This window comes from Jejuia spongiicola, assembly GCF_023502325.1.
GTDB lineage: Bacteria > Bacteroidota > Bacteroidia > Flavobacteriales > Flavobacteriaceae > Wocania_A > Wocania_A spongiicola.
This window is the reverse complement of record NZ_JAMFLZ010000002.1, coordinates 400,068-417,988: the sequence shown is the minus strand read 5'-3', so window position 1 is coordinate 417,988 and position 17,921 is coordinate 400,068. Positions and strand designations below refer to the sequence as shown.

The following is a 17,921-nucleotide window of genomic DNA, read 5'->3' as shown; positions in this document are numbered from 1 at the left end:
ACAAAAGTCACAAACGAAACCATTTAGGTTTCATATTTTTGAATGATTTATATATTGAAATATTTTCCGCTATGCGGATATGAAAATAAGTTTATAAAATGAAGATAGAACAAATTTATACAGGCTGTTTAGCTCAAGGTGCATATTATATAGAATCTAATGGCGAAGTTGCAATTATTGACCCGTTGCGTGAAACACAGCAATATGTAGACAAAGCCAATGAAGAAAATGCAAAAATCAAATATATTTTTGAAACGCATTTTCATGCTGATTTTGTTTCTGGCCATGTAGATTTAGCTAAAAAAACAGGGGCTACCATTATTTTTGGCCCTAGTGCCACAACTGATTACAAAGCTCATATAGCAACTGATAATGAGGAATTCAAACTAGGTAATGTTACCATTAAAGTTTTACACACCCCTGGACATACTTTAGAGTCAGTTACCTTTTTATTAATTGATGAAAAAGGTAAAGATTATGCTATATTTTCTGGAGACACTTTGTTTTTAGGTGATGTTGGTCGACCAGATTTAGCTATAAAATCAGATCTTACCAAAGAAGATTTAGCTGGTATGCTATACGATTCTTTACGAAACAAAATCATGCCACTAGCTGATGATGTTATTGTGTATCCAGCGCATGGAGCAGGTTCGGCCTGTGGAAAAAATTTAAGTAAAGAAACTGTTGGTATTTTAGGCGAACAAAAGCAAAGCAACTATGCCTTGAGATCAGATATGACAAAAGAGGAGTTTGTAGAAGAAGTACTTGATGGTATTGCGCCACCTCCACAATATTTTGCTAAAAATGCAATGATGAATAAGTCTGGGTATGATGATTTTGAAACTGTTCTTAAAAAAGGTGATGTTGCATTAAGCCCTGAGGAATTTGAAGCTGTCGCAAACCAAGAAGATGCTTTAGTTCTTGATGTTAGAAACGAAAAAGATTTTGTTAAAGGTTATATACCTAACTCTATATCTATTGGTATCCATGGTGGATTTGCACCTTGGGTAGGTGCTTTAATTACCGATTTAAAACAACCTATTTTGTTAATTACCCCGGAAGGTAAAGAAAAAGAAACTGTAACTCGATTATCTCGTGTTGGTTATGATAACACATTAGGTTATTTAAAAGGCGGTATTGATGCGTGGAAAGCTGCAGGAAAAGATATTGAAACTATAGAATCTATAACTGCTGATGAATTTTCTAATAGATTTAAAAATAATAATGTAGAAACTCTTGATGTTAGAAAAGATGGAGAATATAAGTCTGAACATATTGAAGGTACAAATGTGCATCACTTTGCGCTAGACTATATTAATGATAACATGAGTTCTATTGATAATAAAAAAATTTACTATTTACATTGTGCTGGTGGTTATAGATCAGTTATAGCTGCCTCCATTTTAAAAGCTAGAGGCTTTGATGTAATAGATGTTGCTGGTGGTTTTGGGGCGCTTAAAAAGACCGACTTACCAATGACAAATTTTGTTTGTCCGTCAACATTGTAACTATGTACATAACATTAAAAATACAAAACTTGAAATGTGGAGGCTGTGCTAACACTATTGTTAATAAACTAGGTGAGCTAAATAACATTACAGAAATTAACGTTGATAATACTAATGATTCTGTATCTTTTGGTTATTCAACCGACGAAGATGTTAAAAACATTAAAACTTTATTAGCAAAACTCGGTTATCCAATAGTTGGAGAAAAAAATATCTTAACAACAAAAGCAAAATCTTTTGTTAGTTGCGCCGTAGGAAGAATGAGTAAATAAATTAAAAAAGCTCCAATTTTTAATTGGAGCTTTTTTGTTATATTATTTCTGCGCTTAAACCAGCTTCAAGAAGCATGGAGCAACGTGGCTTTAAATCATCATACAATCCTGTTTTAACTGTACATTTTCCGTTATGATGTACAATAATAGAGCATTGCTCTGCTTGTTCTGCTGTATGTTCACAAGCATAAATAAGCGTTTCTATAACATGATCGAAAGTATTAACATCATCGTTATATAAAACAATCTCATTTTGAGTTTTTACTTCTTCTTTAAGTAATAATTCTTCTGATGTTTTTTCTTTAGTACTCATCATCTCAATTTTTTGGGGACAATTCTTCTACTAATTTAAAAATTTTAATGATACCCAATTGTTTCTTTCCAATTTTTCTTCAAATTTTAACAAATGTTTTTCACATTCTGCTTTAATCATTGGAATATCATCATTATAAAATCCGCTTAAAAACAACATACCGTTTTTATTTAAGCAAGAGGCATACGTTTTTAAATCTTGTAGCAAAATATTTCTATTAATGTTTGCAATGATAATATCGTATTTTTTATTTTTCAAAACCGATGCATCGCCTTCAATAACAGTAATATGGTTACAGTTATTACGTTCTACGTTTTCTAAACTATTTAAATAACACCAATTATCATAATCTACAGCATCAATGGGATTTGCACCTTTAAGCTCTGCCAGAATCGCTAAAACTCCTGTTCCGCAACCCATATCTAAAACGGATTTATTTTTGAAATCGTTATTTAAAATATGTTGAATCATCATATGGGTAGTTTCATGATGACCTGTACCAAAACTCATTTTGGGTTCTATAATAATATCGTATTGCGTATCAAACTTATCATGAAATGGTGCACGAACTGCACAAACATTATCAACTATAATTGGGTTAAAATTCTTTTCCCATTCTGCATTCCAATTAGTTTGTTCTATGTCTTCAAACGTATATGTGATTTCAAACTCGTCTGAATTTAGAATTTGAATATCTTCCAAAATAGCCTCTCTCCATTCATCTTTTTGAATGTAAGCTGTAACTCCTTCGTCGGTTTCAACAAAACTTTCAAAACCTGCATAACCTAATTCTGCAATTAAAATTTCTACTGCAGGTTGCTGTGGTTTTACTTTAAAATAATAACCTATATAAATGATGTTTGACATTTGCCTTGGGAAATTAATTAAGCTGATAAACTCGCGTTAGCGATTGAAATGACATCCTTTTTTGAGGCACGAAAAAAAGATATAATGGAAAGCGCGACCCATGCCTTAAGCTTGGGTAACGCCCTAATTATTTTTTTATTTAAAACGCATTCACAATTGCGAAAAAATCTTCAGCTTTTAAAGATGCTCCTCCAATTAAACCACCGTCTACATCTGGTTTAGAGAAAATCTCCTCGGCATTTGCTGGTTTAACACTACCTCCATAGAGAATAGAAACAGTATTTGCAACTTCATTTCCATACTTATCGGCTAATGTTTTTCTAATAAATGCATGCATATCTTGCGCTTGTTCTGGGCTTGCAGTTTCGCCAGTGCCAATAGCCCAAACAGGCTCGTAGGCTAAAACGATATTTTTGAATGCTGATGCTTCTAAATGAAATAAAGCGTTTTTAATTTGGCTTCCAACTACGTTTTCCTCGTTTCCAGATTTTCTGTCGGCTAGCTCTTCTCCAAAACAAAAAATAATTCTCATGTTATTCGCTAAAGCCGTATCTACTTTTTTAGCCAATAATTCATCCGTTTCATTAAAATATTCACGACGCTCACTATGACCTAAAATAACCGTATTAACCCCTACACTTTTAAGCATACTTGCATTTATTTCGCCAGTATAAGCTCCATTTTCAGCAAAGTGCATGTTTTGTGCTACTACTTCAATATCTGTATTGCGTAAGGTATCAAAAGCTTGGTGTAAATTAGTAAAGGTTGGTGCTACCATTACCTCTGCTTCTGTTGTTTTAGTTTGTTTTTTTAAGTCGGCAAGTAATGATTCTGTTTGCGATAAATCATTATTCATTTTCCAGTTTCCAGCAACGATTTGTTTTCTCATAATATTGGTCTTAAAACTTTCTTTTGAAAGACTTTATTTGTAGTTATTTATTACTGCAAAAATACTACTTTTTTAGCGCGTTTACCAACTTATTATCGTCTGCTTCAGTAGCTTTAAATAATTCTATATTTCCGTCTTTATTTATTACCATATATCTAGGAATCCATCTAATTTTTACAAAATCTCCAAAGGCACTTTTTTTACCTGATGGCATATAATAATGTTCTCCCTCAATTTGATACTTTTTAATCCCTCTTTTCCAAGGTTTATCTCCCCTATCTAAAGAGAAAAATAAATATACAGCGTCATTATATTTTTTTTGTATTGCTTTTACTTTTGGCATACCTTTTATACAATCGCTACACCAGGATGCCCAAATATCGATAACAATAGTTTTACCCTCATGCTTTTCTAAAATAGATTTTAGGGTAACTTGATTACCGCTTAAAGTTGTAAATACATCATTTAAAGCTTCTTCAGAGAATTGAGTTGGTGCTTCTATATTGCAATTAAAAACACTAAGCAGTATAACTAATAAATATTTTATTTTTTTCATGCTTACTGTAACTTCACTTTAGGGTCTAACCAAACATAGATTAAGTCGACAAAAATGTTGATAATTACAAACATTGTAGCTATTATTATAACCGACCCCATAATTACAGGTAAATCTAAGGTATTTAAAGCATTTACAATTTCTTTTCCTATACCGTTCCACCCAAAAATATATTCCACAAAAACAGCTCCAGCAAGCATGGATGCAAACCAACCTGAAATTGCTGTAACCACAGGATTTAATGCGTTTTTTATAGCGTGCTTTTTTATAATTTGAAATTCGCTTAATCCCTTTGCCCTTGCGGTACGGATATAATCTTGGTTAAAAACCTCTAACAAACTATTACGCATTAGCTGAATAACAACAGCTAATGGACGAATACCCAAAACAATGGCTGGAAGGATTAAATTTTTCCATTTAATATGCATGGATTCCCCAAAATCATCTAATTCATAGAGACTACCTGTCATTTCTAAATTGGTATATTGATGCAATATATAGCCAAAAAACCACGCGAATAAAATGGCACTAAAAAAAGATGGTACACTCATACCTAAAGTACTAAATATCTGAATAGTTTTATCTAGCCATTTGTCCTTATACAATGCAGAAATAACACCAAAAAGAATACCTAAAATTATAGCAATCACAATGGCTGATACTGCTAAAACAAAAGTGTTTGGTAAAGTCTCGGCAAGTACTTCACTTACTTTTTTACCTTGCTTTGTAAACGACTCTCTTAAATATGGAAACTTTAAAACTGTTGTAGTGTTGCCTATTGAAAATAGTTTGGTTGCTGAGTACTTGTTAGCCCTTAAATAGGTATAATCTTCACTATTGTTTGAATGAAATGAGATAGGAAGCAAATCGTTTAAATAGTATAAATATTGTGTGCTTACAGGCTTATCAAATCCATATTTTTGTTTTACGAGGGCTAGTTGCTCACTGTCCTCATTTTGTCCCAACATCATTTGCGCAGGGTCTCCAGGAAGCACGTTAAATAAAAAGAAAATAACAGTTACTACTCCAAATAATGTGAGTAATGCGTAACCGGTTTTATTTAAAAGATAGTTTATCAGTTTATTTTTTTAGTTGCCACGAATTCACGAATCTTTTTTCAATACAATCTCAACAAGCCCATTGTAATTACTATTATTAGCTTGATTAATTGAATCTAACATTTTTGTAGCAGATCCATCTTTTGAAACATTGACTTCCTTTATGTCATTAGAGTCTATACTATCTGCTGCTTCCTTTGAAGAAATTTTATCATCTACCAAATATAAAATTCCATCGTCCTTAATCAATTCAACCTTTCTTTCAACTTTAGGCAGTTCCAAATCATCAATGTCATTCCAATGTAATTTTTGCTTAACAGTCCCTGAATCCAACTCTAGAATACCTGGATTAGAGCGCACTACCGTTTTTAATGCTTTTTCATCACATAAATACCAATCAAAATTTAAATTATAAGCTTCGCTAATTCTTTGTTTTGCTTCTTCCCCAGATGCTGTTAAGCCTATAACTTTATAACCATTTTTAATAGCTCTATCTGTTGTGGTTTTTAATGTTTCAATACCTTCTCTTTCTATTTTTTCTAGACTGTAAGATACAATTACTATTAGGTTGTCTTCATTTAAAAATTGTTGAGTTAAATCTTCGTCATTTGACTCTATAGAAAAATCTACAACAGGAGGAGAATACCCTTCTTTAATCACCTTAGTATCTACACTTATATATTCGCCTTCAACGCTTGGATAGCTTCCATTTGTAATAATCTCTTTTTCTTCTCCGTTAACATTAAATGTCCAAGTAAATTCTTGTACTGCTTTAGGTGCATCTTCTGGAATAATCATACCTTCATAAATATTATTTCCAATTTTATAAGCTCTAAAATCGATAGCTGGCAAATGCATTAACACATGATAACCAAACCATAAACTTATAATAAAACTTAGTAATGCTAGAACTGTTGTTGGCAATTTTGAAAAAATAGTATTGATATGTTTCACTCCTATAAATAAAATAACTATCAAAACTAAAAGCACGACATCTTTCCAAAAAGATTCCCATGGTTTTAATTTTAAAAAATCTCCAAAGCAGCCACAATCTTTTACTTTTTCAAAATAAGCAGCATAAAAAGTTAAAAATGTAAAAAATATAATCATTAGTAACAAACTCCAAACTGTAAATTTGGGTTTATAACCAATCAACAAAAACACACCTAAAACCACTTCAAATACCACTACAAAAACAGAAATGAGTAATGCATAAGGTTCTAAAAAAGGAATGTTTAAAACATCTGCACTAAAATATTCTTGAAGCTTATACGAAAATCCTAATGGATCGTTAAGCTTTATAAATCCTGAGAATATAAATAATACACCAACAAAAACTCTACTTATACTTACTAATATTTTCATATTATTCTTTTAAATGAATCAACGCAAAAATCGCATAATTAATCATATCTTGATAATTAGCATCAATACCTTCGCTTACCAAAGTTTTTCCTGCATTATCTTCAATTTGTTTAACACGTAATAATTTTTGTAAGATTAAGTCAGTTAAACTACTTACTCTCATATCTCGCCACGCCTCGCCATAATCATGGTTTTTATCTTCCATAAGTTTTTTGGTGATTGCTACTTGCTCTGTATATAGTTCTGTTGCTTTTTCAGTAGACAGATCTGGTTGCTCAACCACACCTTTTTCTAACTGAATAAGCGCCATAACACAGTAATTTATAATACCAATAAACTCACTTACTTCTCCCTCATCAACTTTTCTTACTGCATTTTGTTGAAGCCCTCTTATGCGCTGTGCTTTAATAAAAATTTGATCTGTAAGTGATGGTAACCTTAAAATTCTCCAAGCACTACCGTAATCACTCATTTTTTTAATAAATAAACTTTTACAAGTATCTATTACCGCATCATATTGTTTTGAAGTATCTTGCATAAATAAAATTCAATTTTGCGTAAATTTCGCATAAATAATTAGAAAGTTCAAGGTTTCTGGTTTAAAGTTTTAAACTTAGTACAAACACCTTGCAAAACTGTACAAATGACAATAAATTGTAAAGGACAACTCATTGATTTATCATCTCCGAAAGTAATGGGAATTTTAAACATTACTCCAGATTCTTTTTATGATGGAGGGACTTATAAAAATGAAAAAGACATTTTAAATCAAGTAGAAAAAATGCTTAATGAAGGTGCCACGTTTATTGATGTTGGTGCATACAGCTCACGACCAAATGCAGACCATGTTAGTGAAATTAACGAATTGGAAAGAATTTTACCTATTGTTAATTTTGTTTTAAAAGAATTTCCTAAAGCACTACTTTCAATTGACACCTTTAGAAGTTCGGTTGCTAAATCATGCATTGAGGCTGGAGCTAGTATGATTAATGATATTTCTGCAGGAAATTTAGATGATAATATGTTGCAAACTATAGCTAACCTAAAAGTGCCATACATTATGATGCACATGCGCGGAACACCAAAAAACATGCAACAATTAACCGATTATGATAATATAACAAAAGACATAATAAAGTATTTTTCTGAAAGAATATTTGCTGCCAAACAATTAGGTATTATTGATTTAATTATTGATCCTGGTTTTGGGTTTGCAAAAACTTTAGAGCAAAATTTTGAGGTTTTAAATCAATTAGAATTATTTAAAATGTTAGATAAGCCTGTACTAGCTGGAATTTCTAGAAAATCTATGATTTATAAAACATTAGAAACTTCTGCAAAGGAAGCATTAAATGGAACCACTGCTTTAAATACAGTAGCCTTACAAAAAGGAACTTCAATTTTACGGGTACATGACGTTAAAGAGGCTATGGAATGTATTAAATTAACTAGATTATTAGATTGTTAGAAGTCATGAAGTATATATTTTACTTAATTATTTTATCTGTTTTCTTTTCCTGTGGAAAAGAAAAAACAATTTTACTTCCAGAGATAAATCATTCTAATATTTCAGAAATTAAGGACGTCTCTCCTGCTTATTTATTTTACGATGAAACTAAAACTGACAGTGTAGAACTTAATAGGAAAAATTTAATTAGCACGACTAATTGGTTAGTTAATGTAGACAAACGTCTTACCTTAAAACAAGCGATTCCGCATATTAAATTTCTTCAAGAAAAAAAGAAAAATTCCAGTCATAAAAACGAAAATGCTAAAAATTATTTTACTTGTAACGATACGAGTAAAAAGAGTTTAGGATTTATTGAATTTACAGATGTGATTTTTCATGAAGAGTCTTCTGAAGAATATATTTCAAAAATTTCTGATTTGAAGTATTCAGAAAACATAAAACCAATCAGTATTAATTTGAAAGGTGAAATTTCTATTCTAAATTCTAACTCAAAACCTTTTATTATTAAATCTACAAAAGAAACTATACTAAATGATTTAAAAAAATTAGACTCAGGTAAGAACATTATTTTTTTAAATTTCAATGAAGGTTTATTTTTTCAAGATTATATCACTTATAAATCATTACTTTTAAAAGCAGATTTACAATATGCAACATTATCTAATCAAGAGTTTCTACATAATTAACCATATTTTATTAAATTTACCAAAACCCACTGCCTTTGGAAATTTTTAAAGATCTTTTAAAATTTACAGTAGTCGATGTTATCGATGTTATTCTTGTCGCATTACTACTCTACTATATTTATAAACTTGTAAAAGGCACCGTAGCCATCAATATTTTTATTGGCATCATAATCATTTACTTAGTTTGGAGGTTAACTGACTTTTTAAATATGGAACTTCTTACCGGTATTTTTGGTGGTTTTATGAAAGTGGGAATTATTGCGTTAATAGTAGTGTTTCAACCCGAAATCCGTAAATTTTTGCTTATGGTCGGCTCAACAAACTTTAGTAGGCGGCGCAAGTTTATGCAACAATTTAAATTTATAAAAAACGAAACGGGAGACGAAACCAATGTAGATGCAATAGTTTCAGCTTGTGTTAAAATGGGAGCTTCAAAAACTGGTGCTTTAATTGTTTTTGAGCGTAATAACAATCTTGATTTTTTATCTTCTTCTGGAGACGAAATGAATATAAAAGTAACCCAACCCATTATAGAAAGTATCTTCTTTAAAAATAGTCCGTTACATGATGGAGCCATCGTAGTTAGTAACAATGTTGTAAAAGCTACACGTGTTATTCTTCCTGTTAATAACGAAAAAAATATACCGCAACGTTTTGGGCTACGCCATAGAGCTGCTATTGGTGTTACCGAAAAAACAGATGCGTTGGCTATAGCTGTTAGTGAGGAAACTGGACATATTTCTTATTTTAAAGATGGTGAGTTTGTTGTATTTGAAAACACTAGTCAACTTAATGATATAATTAAAAAAGATTTGGCATAGGTGAATTGTAAAAACTGTAATACTTCGCTTTTAAATCATCAAAAATTCTGCCTTGAATGTGGTGCAAAAGTGATTAAAAATAGGTTGACTTTAAAAAACATTTTTGAAGACATTAATGACCAATTTATAAATATTGATAATATTTTTTTAAAGACTTTTATTCACTTATTTACAAAACCAGAGTTAGTTATTAGTGGCTATATTAATGGTACACGAAAACAATATATAAGTGTTATTCAATACTTTGCTATTTCTCTAACACTTGTAGGGATTCAGTTGTTTTTAATGAACACTTTTTTTAAAGACGCTTTAAATATGGATGCGCTCTTTGGGGACTCTTTTAAGAAATTAGCAGAGCAAAAAGACAATCCGTTTTCGCCATCAAACTTTGACTATAATCAAATTAATAATTATCAAAGTTTAATTTATGTTTTAACCGTTCCGTTTTCTGCATTATCAACATGGCTAGCTTATGTTATTGTTGGTGATAAGCAATTAAATTTTACTGAACATTTAGTACTAAACCTTTATTATTCAGCTCAAATAATAATAGTTACTAGTCTTCTCACTATCATATTTTTATGCTTTGGATTGGACTATATGCTAATTACTAGCTGCATATCCATTATCACGTTTATATATTGGTTTTATGTTCTAAAACGCGTTTTTAATCATAGTTTTCTTGATACTTTAGCTCGTTTTATGTTAGCTATTATCGCATTAGTAGTTATATTTTTTGGAATAATTATAATATGTGTAATTATTGGGATAATTATAACTTTAATTCAAAAAGCATAAATGATAAATTGTAAAAACTGTAATACTTCATTATCAGCTGAAAGTGACTACTGCAATGTTTGTGGTGGCAAAGTGATAAGAAACAGACTTACGCTTAAAAACTTATTTGAACATATAAGCGAAACGTTTTTTAATTATGATAATAAACTGTTAAGAACTTTTTTAACTCTTTTCAAGAAACCAGATGATGTTATTGGTGGTTATATAAGAGGTACTCGAAAAAAATACGTTAATGTTATTAGCTATTTTGCGCTTGCCATTACACTGGCTGGGTTACAAATTTTTATCATTCAAAAATTTCAAACTGATTTAACTTTTTATGATACTACCACAGAAATAGGTCAGAAACAGCAGGCATTGTTTGACAAAATATTTAAGCTCACTAGTGATTATCAATCATTAATTATGATGCTTTACATACCATTCTATGCACTATTTGCAAGAATTGTATTCTTTAAAATCAATAAATTAAATTACACAGAATTACTTGTTGTATTTTTATATGCACAGGCTCAAATGTCTATTTCAATAGCCATGATAACTATTATAGTTGTTCCTTTAAACATAATTTCTTTTACTGCAATGGGCTTTTTTATTATGCCTTTACAAATATTATATTTTACATATTGCTTAAAACATGTTTATGGCTTAAACAATACTCAAATGTTAATAAGAACCTTAATATTTATTGGTATTCTAGGCTTTATTATGTTACTATTTATAATAGCTGGGGCAATATTTGCTGCAAAATCAGGAATGTTTGATGAAATGTTTGAAGCACAAAAAGCTGCAGCTGAAGCAGCAAGACAGGCACAATAATTAAGCTACTTCCTCCTTTAAAAATTGCACCTCGTATAAGTTTTTATAATACCCGTTTTCTTTTTTAAGTAGTTCGTCATGGGTACCTTGTTCAACAATTTCACCAGCATCCATAACTATAATTTTATCAGCCTTTTTAATAGTTGCTAATCGGTGAGCAATAACAATAGAGGTACGCCCTTTTGTTATTTTATCAGTTGCATTTTGAATAAGCTGTTCTGAATACGAATCGACAGACGAAGTGGCTTCGTCTAACACTAAAATACTTGGGTTTGTTACGTATGCTCTTAAGAAAGAAATTAATTGACGTTGGCCAGAAGACAACATCACACCTCGTTCTTTTACATTATATTGATAACCATTTGGTAAACTCATTATAAAATCATGAATACCAATAGCTTTTGCAGCTTGATGTACTTGATTTTCAGTAATCTTTGGATGATTAAGGGTAATATTATTTAAAATAGTATCGGCAAATAAAAACACATCTTGTAAAACTACTGCTATTTGTGTTCGCAATGATTCTAAAGTAACTTCTTTAATATCAATACCATCAATACAAATAGCGCCATTATTTATTTCATAAAAACGATTTAGTAAATTAATAATAGTAGATTTTCCAGCACCTGTAGCGCCAACTATTGCCACAGTTTCGCCCGCATTTACATTAAATGATATCCCTTTTAAAACTTCTTCGTCTTCAACATAACTAAAATGAACATTTTTAAAAGCTATATCTCCTTTAAAACCTTCTGCTATATGTGATCCAGTATCATCAATTTGCGATGTTGTATCTATTACTTTAAATACTCTATTTGCGGCGACCATACCCATTTGAAGTGTGTTAAACTTATCGGCTATTTGCCTAAGTGGTCTAAATAACATAGGAATAAACATTATAAATGCAAATAATGTTCCTTGGGTTACACTACCTTCAAGTACTACATTTAATCCACCGTACCAAGCCACCAAACCTACAGTTATAGAGCTAGATAAGTCTGCAAGTGGAAAAAATATTGAATTATACCAAACTGTTTTTAACCAGCCTTTCTTATGGCGCTCGTTTATTTTTTTAAAACTTTTATACTCGGTAACTTCGCGAGTAAAAAGCTGTAATATTTTCATACCTGTTAAGCGTTCTTGCACAAACGAATTTAAGTTAGATACTTCGTTTCTTACTTCCTCAAAAGCTTTTTTCATGTATTTCTGAAAAATTCGAGTTGCATACAATAATAACGGCAACATTAAAAAGACAATCAAACTCAACTTTAAATTAGAGTAAAGCATAACACCAAATACGACTATCATAGTCAGTAAATCCCTAAAAATCATAAATAAACCTTGACCAAAGATATCGGCTATACGTTCCATATCAGTTACAGCTCTGGTAATAAGAACTCCAACCGAAGAGTTATCATAGTATTTCATTTTAAAACGAAGTAAATGATTAAACAACTTTACACGAACATCCATCACTAAATTTTGACCTAACCACGAAGCATAATATATAAATGCAAATTGAAATAGTGTTTGCAAAATTAAAACACTCAACATTAAGGTTATATAAAACAAGAATTTTTTAGGGTTTTCTCCAGCAATACTGTCATCTATAATAAACTCAGTAAGTTTTGGAGTTGCGGCACCAAAAACTGCAAGCAATACAACCAATAATATCAACCCAAAAAATACCGCTTTATACGGTTTTATATATTGAAAAAGACGCGTGAATAATTTTACGTCAAAAATGTTTTCTTTCTTTTTACTCATTTATAATTTTATATCGTCTGGGTATTCAATTTTTATTAAATATAAAGCATGTGCAGGCACAGAAAAACCAGCTTCACTTCTATTTTTAGATTTTATAATCTGGTGTAAATCTTCAACATTTATTTTACCTAAACCAATATTAATAATGGTTCCAACAATGGCTCTCACCATATTTCGCAAAAATCTATCGGCTTTAATTGTAAAATGAAGCTCATTATTTTTAAAAACCCATTCTGCCTTCATTATATTACAATAATACGTTTTTACATCGGTATTAGTTTTTGAAAAGCATTGAAAATCTTTATAATCAAATAAAATTTTTGAAGCTTCTCTCATTTTTTCAACATCTAAAGCTTGTTTTACATAAAGTGCATTATTAAAAGTAAATACATTTTTTTCTAAAGTTATTCTATATAAATACGTTCGACTTAATGCATTAAAACGTACATGAGTATCATCTTTTACTTTAAAAAAATCATGAATGGCTATGTCCTTTGGTAAAAACGAATTTAGCTTAAATATTATGTTTGTATCATTCAATTCATTATTAAAATCAAAATGAGCAAACATTTGTGATGCATGTACACCTGTATCGGTACGTCCTGCTCCCATTATAGAAATAGGCGTTTTTAGTAAAGTAGATAGTGTGTTTTCTAAAACTTCTTGAACAGATATAGCTGTGGGTTGATTTTGCCAACCGTGATATGCACTGCCATTATAAGAAAGTTCTATAAAATACCTCAATCTATTTTTAATATTTTTTATGAACTAACAAAGATAGACAGATTTGTTATCCTAACGAAAACAGATGTCTTAATTATATATTAAAAGATTTTTTGGTGTTATCCTGTTGGTTTGGAGTTCTTGTTACATCTTTTAAAATGTCAATACTAAGTTGGAAGGTGTCATTATCTATCACTTCTTAGCTTCTTAATTAATTTAAAAACTCTTTTGTTTTAAAACTCTAATATTTTAGAAATTAATGTTTTATATTCTTGAACATCTTTTTCAAATTTTTTCTGCACAGCAATCCATAGTACAATTCCTAATACTAGTAAGACCCCTCCTAGCATGAATAATGAAGGATTGTTGATCATTCCTGAGAATATCGCAATTAGAAAGCCAAACCCCAAAAACATATGAGTAAATATTAACAATTTCCATAAAAAGTATTGAGTAAAGGAGATTTCTATGTTGGTCTCGTTCTCTATATCTGTTTTTAAAATCTTTCCATTTAAAATGACTTTGTTAATAAACATCAGGTAAAACGCATACAAACCTCTTTTACGTATTTTGAATGTTACTGAATCATTTTCATCATGATCCATATTAAAAACAAATCCCTTAGCAGAACCAAGCGTAGAGTTTAACTTATTAATAATTTCTTGAGAATTACTTCTTACTTTAAAATTCCATGCTTTCATATTATCGCTTTAAAGGTTTAGTAACGTATAGATAAAGTGCTGTTTTAATCAATTTACCTAGATTAACGAAGTTAACCAATCTTTCTGACAAAATCAATAAAATTCCTATTTCAAAATTTAGAATAGGTTAGTTCAAATATTAATAACTTTACCAACCATTAAACTACTAAAAAACAAGTTGGATATAAATGATAAAAATTCTTTTACTTTCTGATACACATAGTTATATTGATGACGACATTTTAAAATATATAAAGCAAGTTGATGAAGTGTGGCATGCAGGAGATATAGGTGATTTAAAAGTAACTGATGCTATAAAAAAACTAAAGCCTTTGCGCGGGGTTTATGGCAATATTGACGATGCTCAAATTAGGTTAGAATTTCCTGAACATAATCGCTTTATGTGTGAAGGTGTTGATGTTTGGATTACTCATATTGGTGGCTACCCAAAAGCTTATAATATTAGAGTAAGAGACAAAATAAAACAAAACCCTCCAAAACTTTTTATTTGTGGGCATTCGCATATTTTAAAAGTTATGCCTGATAAAAAACTAAATTTATTACATATGAATCCTGGTGCAGTTGGTAAGCATGGATTTCATAAAACTCGTACTATGTTACGCTTTACTATTGATGGTAATAAAATTGACAATTTAGAAGTTATTGAATTTAATAAAAGGTAGTTTATCTTTGATTGGCGTTTTTACTTTGCTGACAGTGAGTGTAGTTGAAATGCAAAGGTAACACCCAAAAATAAAAAAGCCCAAAATTTTCATCTTGGGCTTTTACGCACTAATACTACTAAGATGTTAGGTTTATCGTAATCGATCTACAGATTTTACGAGATCTTCATCCTTCTTGATGGCCTTATTGGCTAATGCCAAAAACACGATAGAAACAATAGGGAGAAACATCCCAATACCTTTCTCAGAAACCGCCGTTTCTCCAGATATGTTTAGAGATTGATATACAAAAAATCCTAGTAAAAAAAAGTTTAATATGATGTTAAGGCGCCCCAACATAAATTGAGACTTCCTGTTTTTGTATCTAAATATTGTTACAATTGAAAAAAACGCTGATGTTAAGAAGCCAGCAAACACGTAATTAATGTCAGCTGCAAATACTTTTAAGTCATCAGATGTAATCCATAATTCAAACACATAAATTAATCCTGCCGAAACTCCTGCGGCAATTAAAAGATATATAGTTTGTATACGTTGTAACATAAGCTTTAAAAAACTAGACAGCAAAAATAATAGTTTCTTTTATAAAATAAGCCCTAAAAATTAAAATAAAGTTGTATAATTGCAGTAATGATTCACAACAACCACTATTGCAGGTTGTTAATTCTTCAAAATAAAGAAATCATTTTCAGAATAAAATCTAAAATTATATTCAAAAAACATATATTCAATTAAACATCAATGTTTGAAATTTCACAATTAAAAGAAAAGAAACTCTCTGACTTACAAGAGATTGCAAAACAATTAAAGGTCCCAAAATACCGCTCATTAAAAAAATTAGATTTAGTTTATCAAATACTCGATCAACAAGCTGCTGACCCAAAAAAGGTAACAGCAGTAATTGAACCTAATAAAGAGACTGAAGCACCCAAAGAGAAAAAAGCTGAGCCAAGAAAACCTAGGCAACGTGTGCAAAAGCCTGTTAAGAATACACCAGCAAAGCAGGAAACAAAACCTTTAGAAGCAAAACCTCAGGAAGCAACTAAAACTCCAGATGTAAAATCGACAGAGGTTACTCAAGATAATAAAGAGGAGAGAAAGCAAGCCCACAAACCAAATCCTAGACCTTCTAACGATAATCAAAAGGATAACCAGCAGAAGCCTCATCAAAAAAGAGATAATAATCAACAGCATAAAAACCAGCACAGAAATCAGAAAAACGGCAATATAGATAAGGGTAATAAAGATAGTAGAAACCGTTATCGTGAACCAGATTTTGAATTTGATGCTATTATTGAAAGCGAAGGTGTTTTAGACATCATGCAAGATGGGTATGGTTTTTTACGTTCATCTGATTATAATTATTTATCATCGCCAGATGATATTTATGTATCACAATCTCAAATACGCTTATTTGGTCTTAAAAAAGGAGATACTGTTTTGGGTCATGTAAGACCACCAAAAGAAGGAGAAAAATATTTTCCTTTAATAAAAGTGAGTAAAATTAATGGTCAAGATCCTAATGTGGTTAGAGACCGTGTTGCGTTTGAACATTTAACACCATTGTTCCCACAGGAGAAGTTCAACTTAGCAGATCGCCAAAGTACCATTTCGACTAGAATCATGGATTTATTTGCTCCTATTGGTAAAGGACAACGTGGTATGATTGTTTCGCAACCAAAAACAGGTAAAACCATGTTATTAAAGGATGTAGCAAACGCTATTGCAGCAAATCATCCAGAAGTTTATCAAATGATTTTATTAATTGATGAACGCCCTGAGGAGGTAACCGATATGCAACGTAATGTTCGTGGAGAAGTTATTGCCTCAACCTTCGATAAAGAAGCTCACGAACATGTAAAAATTGCCGACATTGTTCTTGAAAAAGCAAAACGATTGGTAGAATGTGGTCACGATGTGGTTATTTTATTAGATTCTATAACACGTTTAGCACGTGCTTATAATACCGTGCAACCAGCTTCTGGAAAAATTCTTTCTGGGGGTGTAGATGCCAATGCGCTACACAAACCAAAGCGTTTCTTTGGAGCTGCACGTAATATTGAAAATGGAGGGTCTTTAACTATTATTGCTACTGCATTAACTGAAACAGGTTCTAAAATGGACGAAGTTATCTTCGAAGAATTTAAAGGAACAGGTAATATGGAACTGCAATTAGATAGAAAAATTTCTAACCGTAGAATTTTCCCAGCTATCGATTTAACATCATCAAGTACGCGTAGAGATGATATTTTATTAGACGCAAATACTATTCAACGTATGTGGGTAATGCGCAAATACCTTGCAGACATGAACCCTGTTGAAGCTATGGAGTTTATTAACGAACGTTTTAAACAAACCAGAAACAACGAAGAATTTTTAATTTCAATGAATGGATAATTTATCCTGAACTTAGGTTTAAGGAAATTATATAACTAACTCAAACTAAAAAAAGGTCTTAGCTAATATTGCTAAGGCCTTTTTTATATATTGAACTTATTTTCATCACTTCATCAAATCGTCTAAGTGGATATTTATCTTTTGGGCGTTACCCAAGGGTCGCGCTTTCCGTTTCAATCTTTTTGTTCGTACCTCTCAAAAAGGATTTCCTCTACAATCGCTAACGT

At 30.9% G+C, this 17,921-nt stretch carries 20 protein-coding genes; 9 read left to right on the top strand and 11 right to left on the bottom strand.

All coding sequences use genetic code 11. The annotated features are described in order from the left end of the window. Positions 1 to 98: 98 nt before the first annotated feature. Both M3P09_RS05870 and M3P09_RS05865 read left to right on the top strand, forming a co-directional pair. Positions 99 to 1,508: an MBL fold metallo-hydrolase gene (locus M3P09_RS05870; protein WP_249972388.1), complete on the top strand. Its 1,410-nt coding sequence runs from the start codon at positions 99 to 101 to the stop codon at positions 1,506 to 1,508. A 2-nt stretch (positions 1,509 to 1,510) separates the two neighbouring features. Further along, a complete protein-coding gene (locus tag M3P09_RS05865; RefSeq protein ID WP_099564144.1) occupies positions 1,511 to 1,780 on the top strand; it encodes a heavy-metal-associated domain-containing protein in 270 nt (89 codons plus the stop codon). Between the two features lie 37 nt (positions 1,781 to 1,817). On the opposite strand, the gene M3P09_RS05860 is transcribed toward M3P09_RS05865, so the two are convergent. The 7 genes from M3P09_RS05860 to M3P09_RS05830 all read right to left on the bottom strand — a co-directional run bounded on the left by M3P09_RS05860 (position 1,818) and on the right by M3P09_RS05830 (position 7,366). Beyond that, positions 1,818 to 2,093, bottom strand: a complete 276-nt coding sequence (locus M3P09_RS05860; RefSeq protein WP_099564145.1) for an ATP-dependent Clp protease adaptor ClpS — start codon at positions 2,091 to 2,093, stop codon at positions 1,818 to 1,820. A 30-nt stretch (positions 2,094 to 2,123) separates the two neighbouring features. Next, positions 2,124 to 2,960: a 50S ribosomal protein L11 methyltransferase gene (gene prmA, locus M3P09_RS05855; protein WP_249972387.1), complete on the bottom strand. Its 837-nt coding sequence runs from the start codon at positions 2,958 to 2,960 to the stop codon at positions 2,124 to 2,126. A gap of 139 nt (positions 2,961 to 3,099) precedes the next feature. Further along, positions 3,100 to 3,849, bottom strand: coding sequence for a triose-phosphate isomerase (gene tpiA, locus M3P09_RS05850; protein ID WP_249972386.1), 750 nt, complete (start codon positions 3,847 to 3,849; stop codon positions 3,100 to 3,102). 64 nt (positions 3,850 to 3,913) lie between these two features. Continuing rightward, positions 3,914 to 4,405 carry a TlpA family protein disulfide reductase gene (locus M3P09_RS05845; protein WP_249972385.1) on the bottom strand — a complete coding sequence of 164 codons (492 nt, stop codon included), beginning with the start codon at positions 4,403 to 4,405 and terminating at the stop codon, positions 3,914 to 3,916. A 2-nt stretch (positions 4,406 to 4,407) separates the two neighbouring features. After that, a complete protein-coding gene (locus M3P09_RS05840; protein WP_249972596.1) occupies positions 4,408 to 5,484 on the bottom strand; it encodes an ABC transporter permease in 1,077 nt (358 codons plus the stop codon). Between the two features lie 24 nt (positions 5,485 to 5,508). Beyond that, entirely contained in the window at positions 5,509 to 6,828 is a 1,320-nt protein-coding gene (locus tag M3P09_RS05835; protein ID WP_249972384.1) for a BT_3928 family protein, read from the bottom strand. A 1-nt stretch (position 6,829) separates the two neighbouring features. Next, a complete protein-coding gene (locus M3P09_RS05830) occupies positions 6,830 to 7,366 on the bottom strand; it encodes a DUF1599 domain-containing protein (protein WP_249972383.1) in 537 nt (178 codons plus the stop codon). Positions 7,367 to 7,471: 105 nt separating this feature from the next. On the opposite strand from M3P09_RS05830, the gene folP reads away from it, so the two are divergent. The 5 genes from folP (at position 7,472) to M3P09_RS05805 (ending at position 11,423) form a co-directional block, all read left to right on the top strand. Next, positions 7,472 to 8,296, top strand: a complete 825-nt coding sequence (gene folP / locus M3P09_RS05825) for a dihydropteroate synthase (protein ID WP_249972382.1) — start codon at positions 7,472 to 7,474, stop codon at positions 8,294 to 8,296. A 5-nt stretch (positions 8,297 to 8,301) separates the two neighbouring features. Next, entirely contained in the window at positions 8,302 to 8,985 is a 684-nt protein-coding gene (locus tag M3P09_RS05820; RefSeq protein ID WP_249972381.1) for a hypothetical protein, read from the top strand. A gap of 35 nt (positions 8,986 to 9,020) precedes the next feature. Continuing rightward, positions 9,021 to 9,806, top strand: a complete 786-nt coding sequence (locus M3P09_RS05815; RefSeq protein WP_099564154.1) for a diadenylate cyclase — start codon at positions 9,021 to 9,023, stop codon at positions 9,804 to 9,806. An 84-nt stretch (positions 9,807 to 9,890) separates the two neighbouring features. Then, a complete protein-coding gene (locus M3P09_RS05810) occupies positions 9,891 to 10,604 on the top strand; it encodes a DUF3667 domain-containing protein (RefSeq protein WP_249972380.1) in 714 nt (237 codons plus the stop codon). Beyond that, positions 10,605 to 11,423 (top strand): DUF3667 domain-containing protein, encoded by an 819-nt coding sequence (locus tag M3P09_RS05805; protein ID WP_249972379.1) that lies wholly within the window; start codon positions 10,605 to 10,607, stop codon positions 11,421 to 11,423. On the opposite strand, the gene M3P09_RS05800 is transcribed toward M3P09_RS05805, so the two are convergent. From M3P09_RS05800 to M3P09_RS05790, 3 genes are all read right to left on the bottom strand, one after another. Beyond that, on the bottom strand, positions 11,424 to 13,190 hold the full coding sequence (locus tag M3P09_RS05800) for an ABC transporter ATP-binding protein (RefSeq protein WP_249972378.1): 1,767 nt from the start codon (positions 13,188 to 13,190) through the stop codon (positions 11,424 to 11,426). It abuts the gene before it with no gap. After that, a complete protein-coding gene (truA, locus tag M3P09_RS05795; protein WP_249972377.1) occupies positions 13,191 to 13,934 on the bottom strand; it encodes a tRNA pseudouridine(38-40) synthase TruA in 744 nt (247 codons plus the stop codon). Between the two features lie 212 nt (positions 13,935 to 14,146). Next, positions 14,147 to 14,614 carry a DUF423 domain-containing protein gene (locus tag M3P09_RS05790; RefSeq protein WP_249972376.1) on the bottom strand — a complete coding sequence of 156 codons (468 nt, stop codon included), beginning with the start codon at positions 14,612 to 14,614 and terminating at the stop codon, positions 14,147 to 14,149. A gap of 188 nt (positions 14,615 to 14,802) precedes the next feature. Between M3P09_RS05790 and M3P09_RS05785 the strand changes: the two genes are divergently transcribed. Then, a complete protein-coding gene (locus M3P09_RS05785) occupies positions 14,803 to 15,297 on the top strand; it encodes a metallophosphoesterase family protein (RefSeq protein ID WP_099564160.1) in 495 nt (164 codons plus the stop codon). 132 nt (positions 15,298 to 15,429) lie between these two features. Here M3P09_RS05785 and M3P09_RS05780 read toward each other — a convergent pair whose 3' ends face one another. Then, positions 15,430 to 15,840: a DUF4293 domain-containing protein gene (locus tag M3P09_RS05780; protein WP_099564161.1), complete on the bottom strand. Its 411-nt coding sequence runs from the start codon at positions 15,838 to 15,840 to the stop codon at positions 15,430 to 15,432. Between the two features lie 198 nt (positions 15,841 to 16,038). On the opposite strand from M3P09_RS05780, the gene rho reads away from it, so the two are divergent. Then, on the top strand, positions 16,039 to 17,694 hold the full coding sequence (gene rho / locus M3P09_RS05775) for a transcription termination factor Rho (RefSeq protein ID WP_249972375.1): 1,656 nt from the start codon (positions 16,039 to 16,041) through the stop codon (positions 17,692 to 17,694). The last annotated feature ends 227 nt before the right edge of the window (positions 17,695 to 17,921 follow it).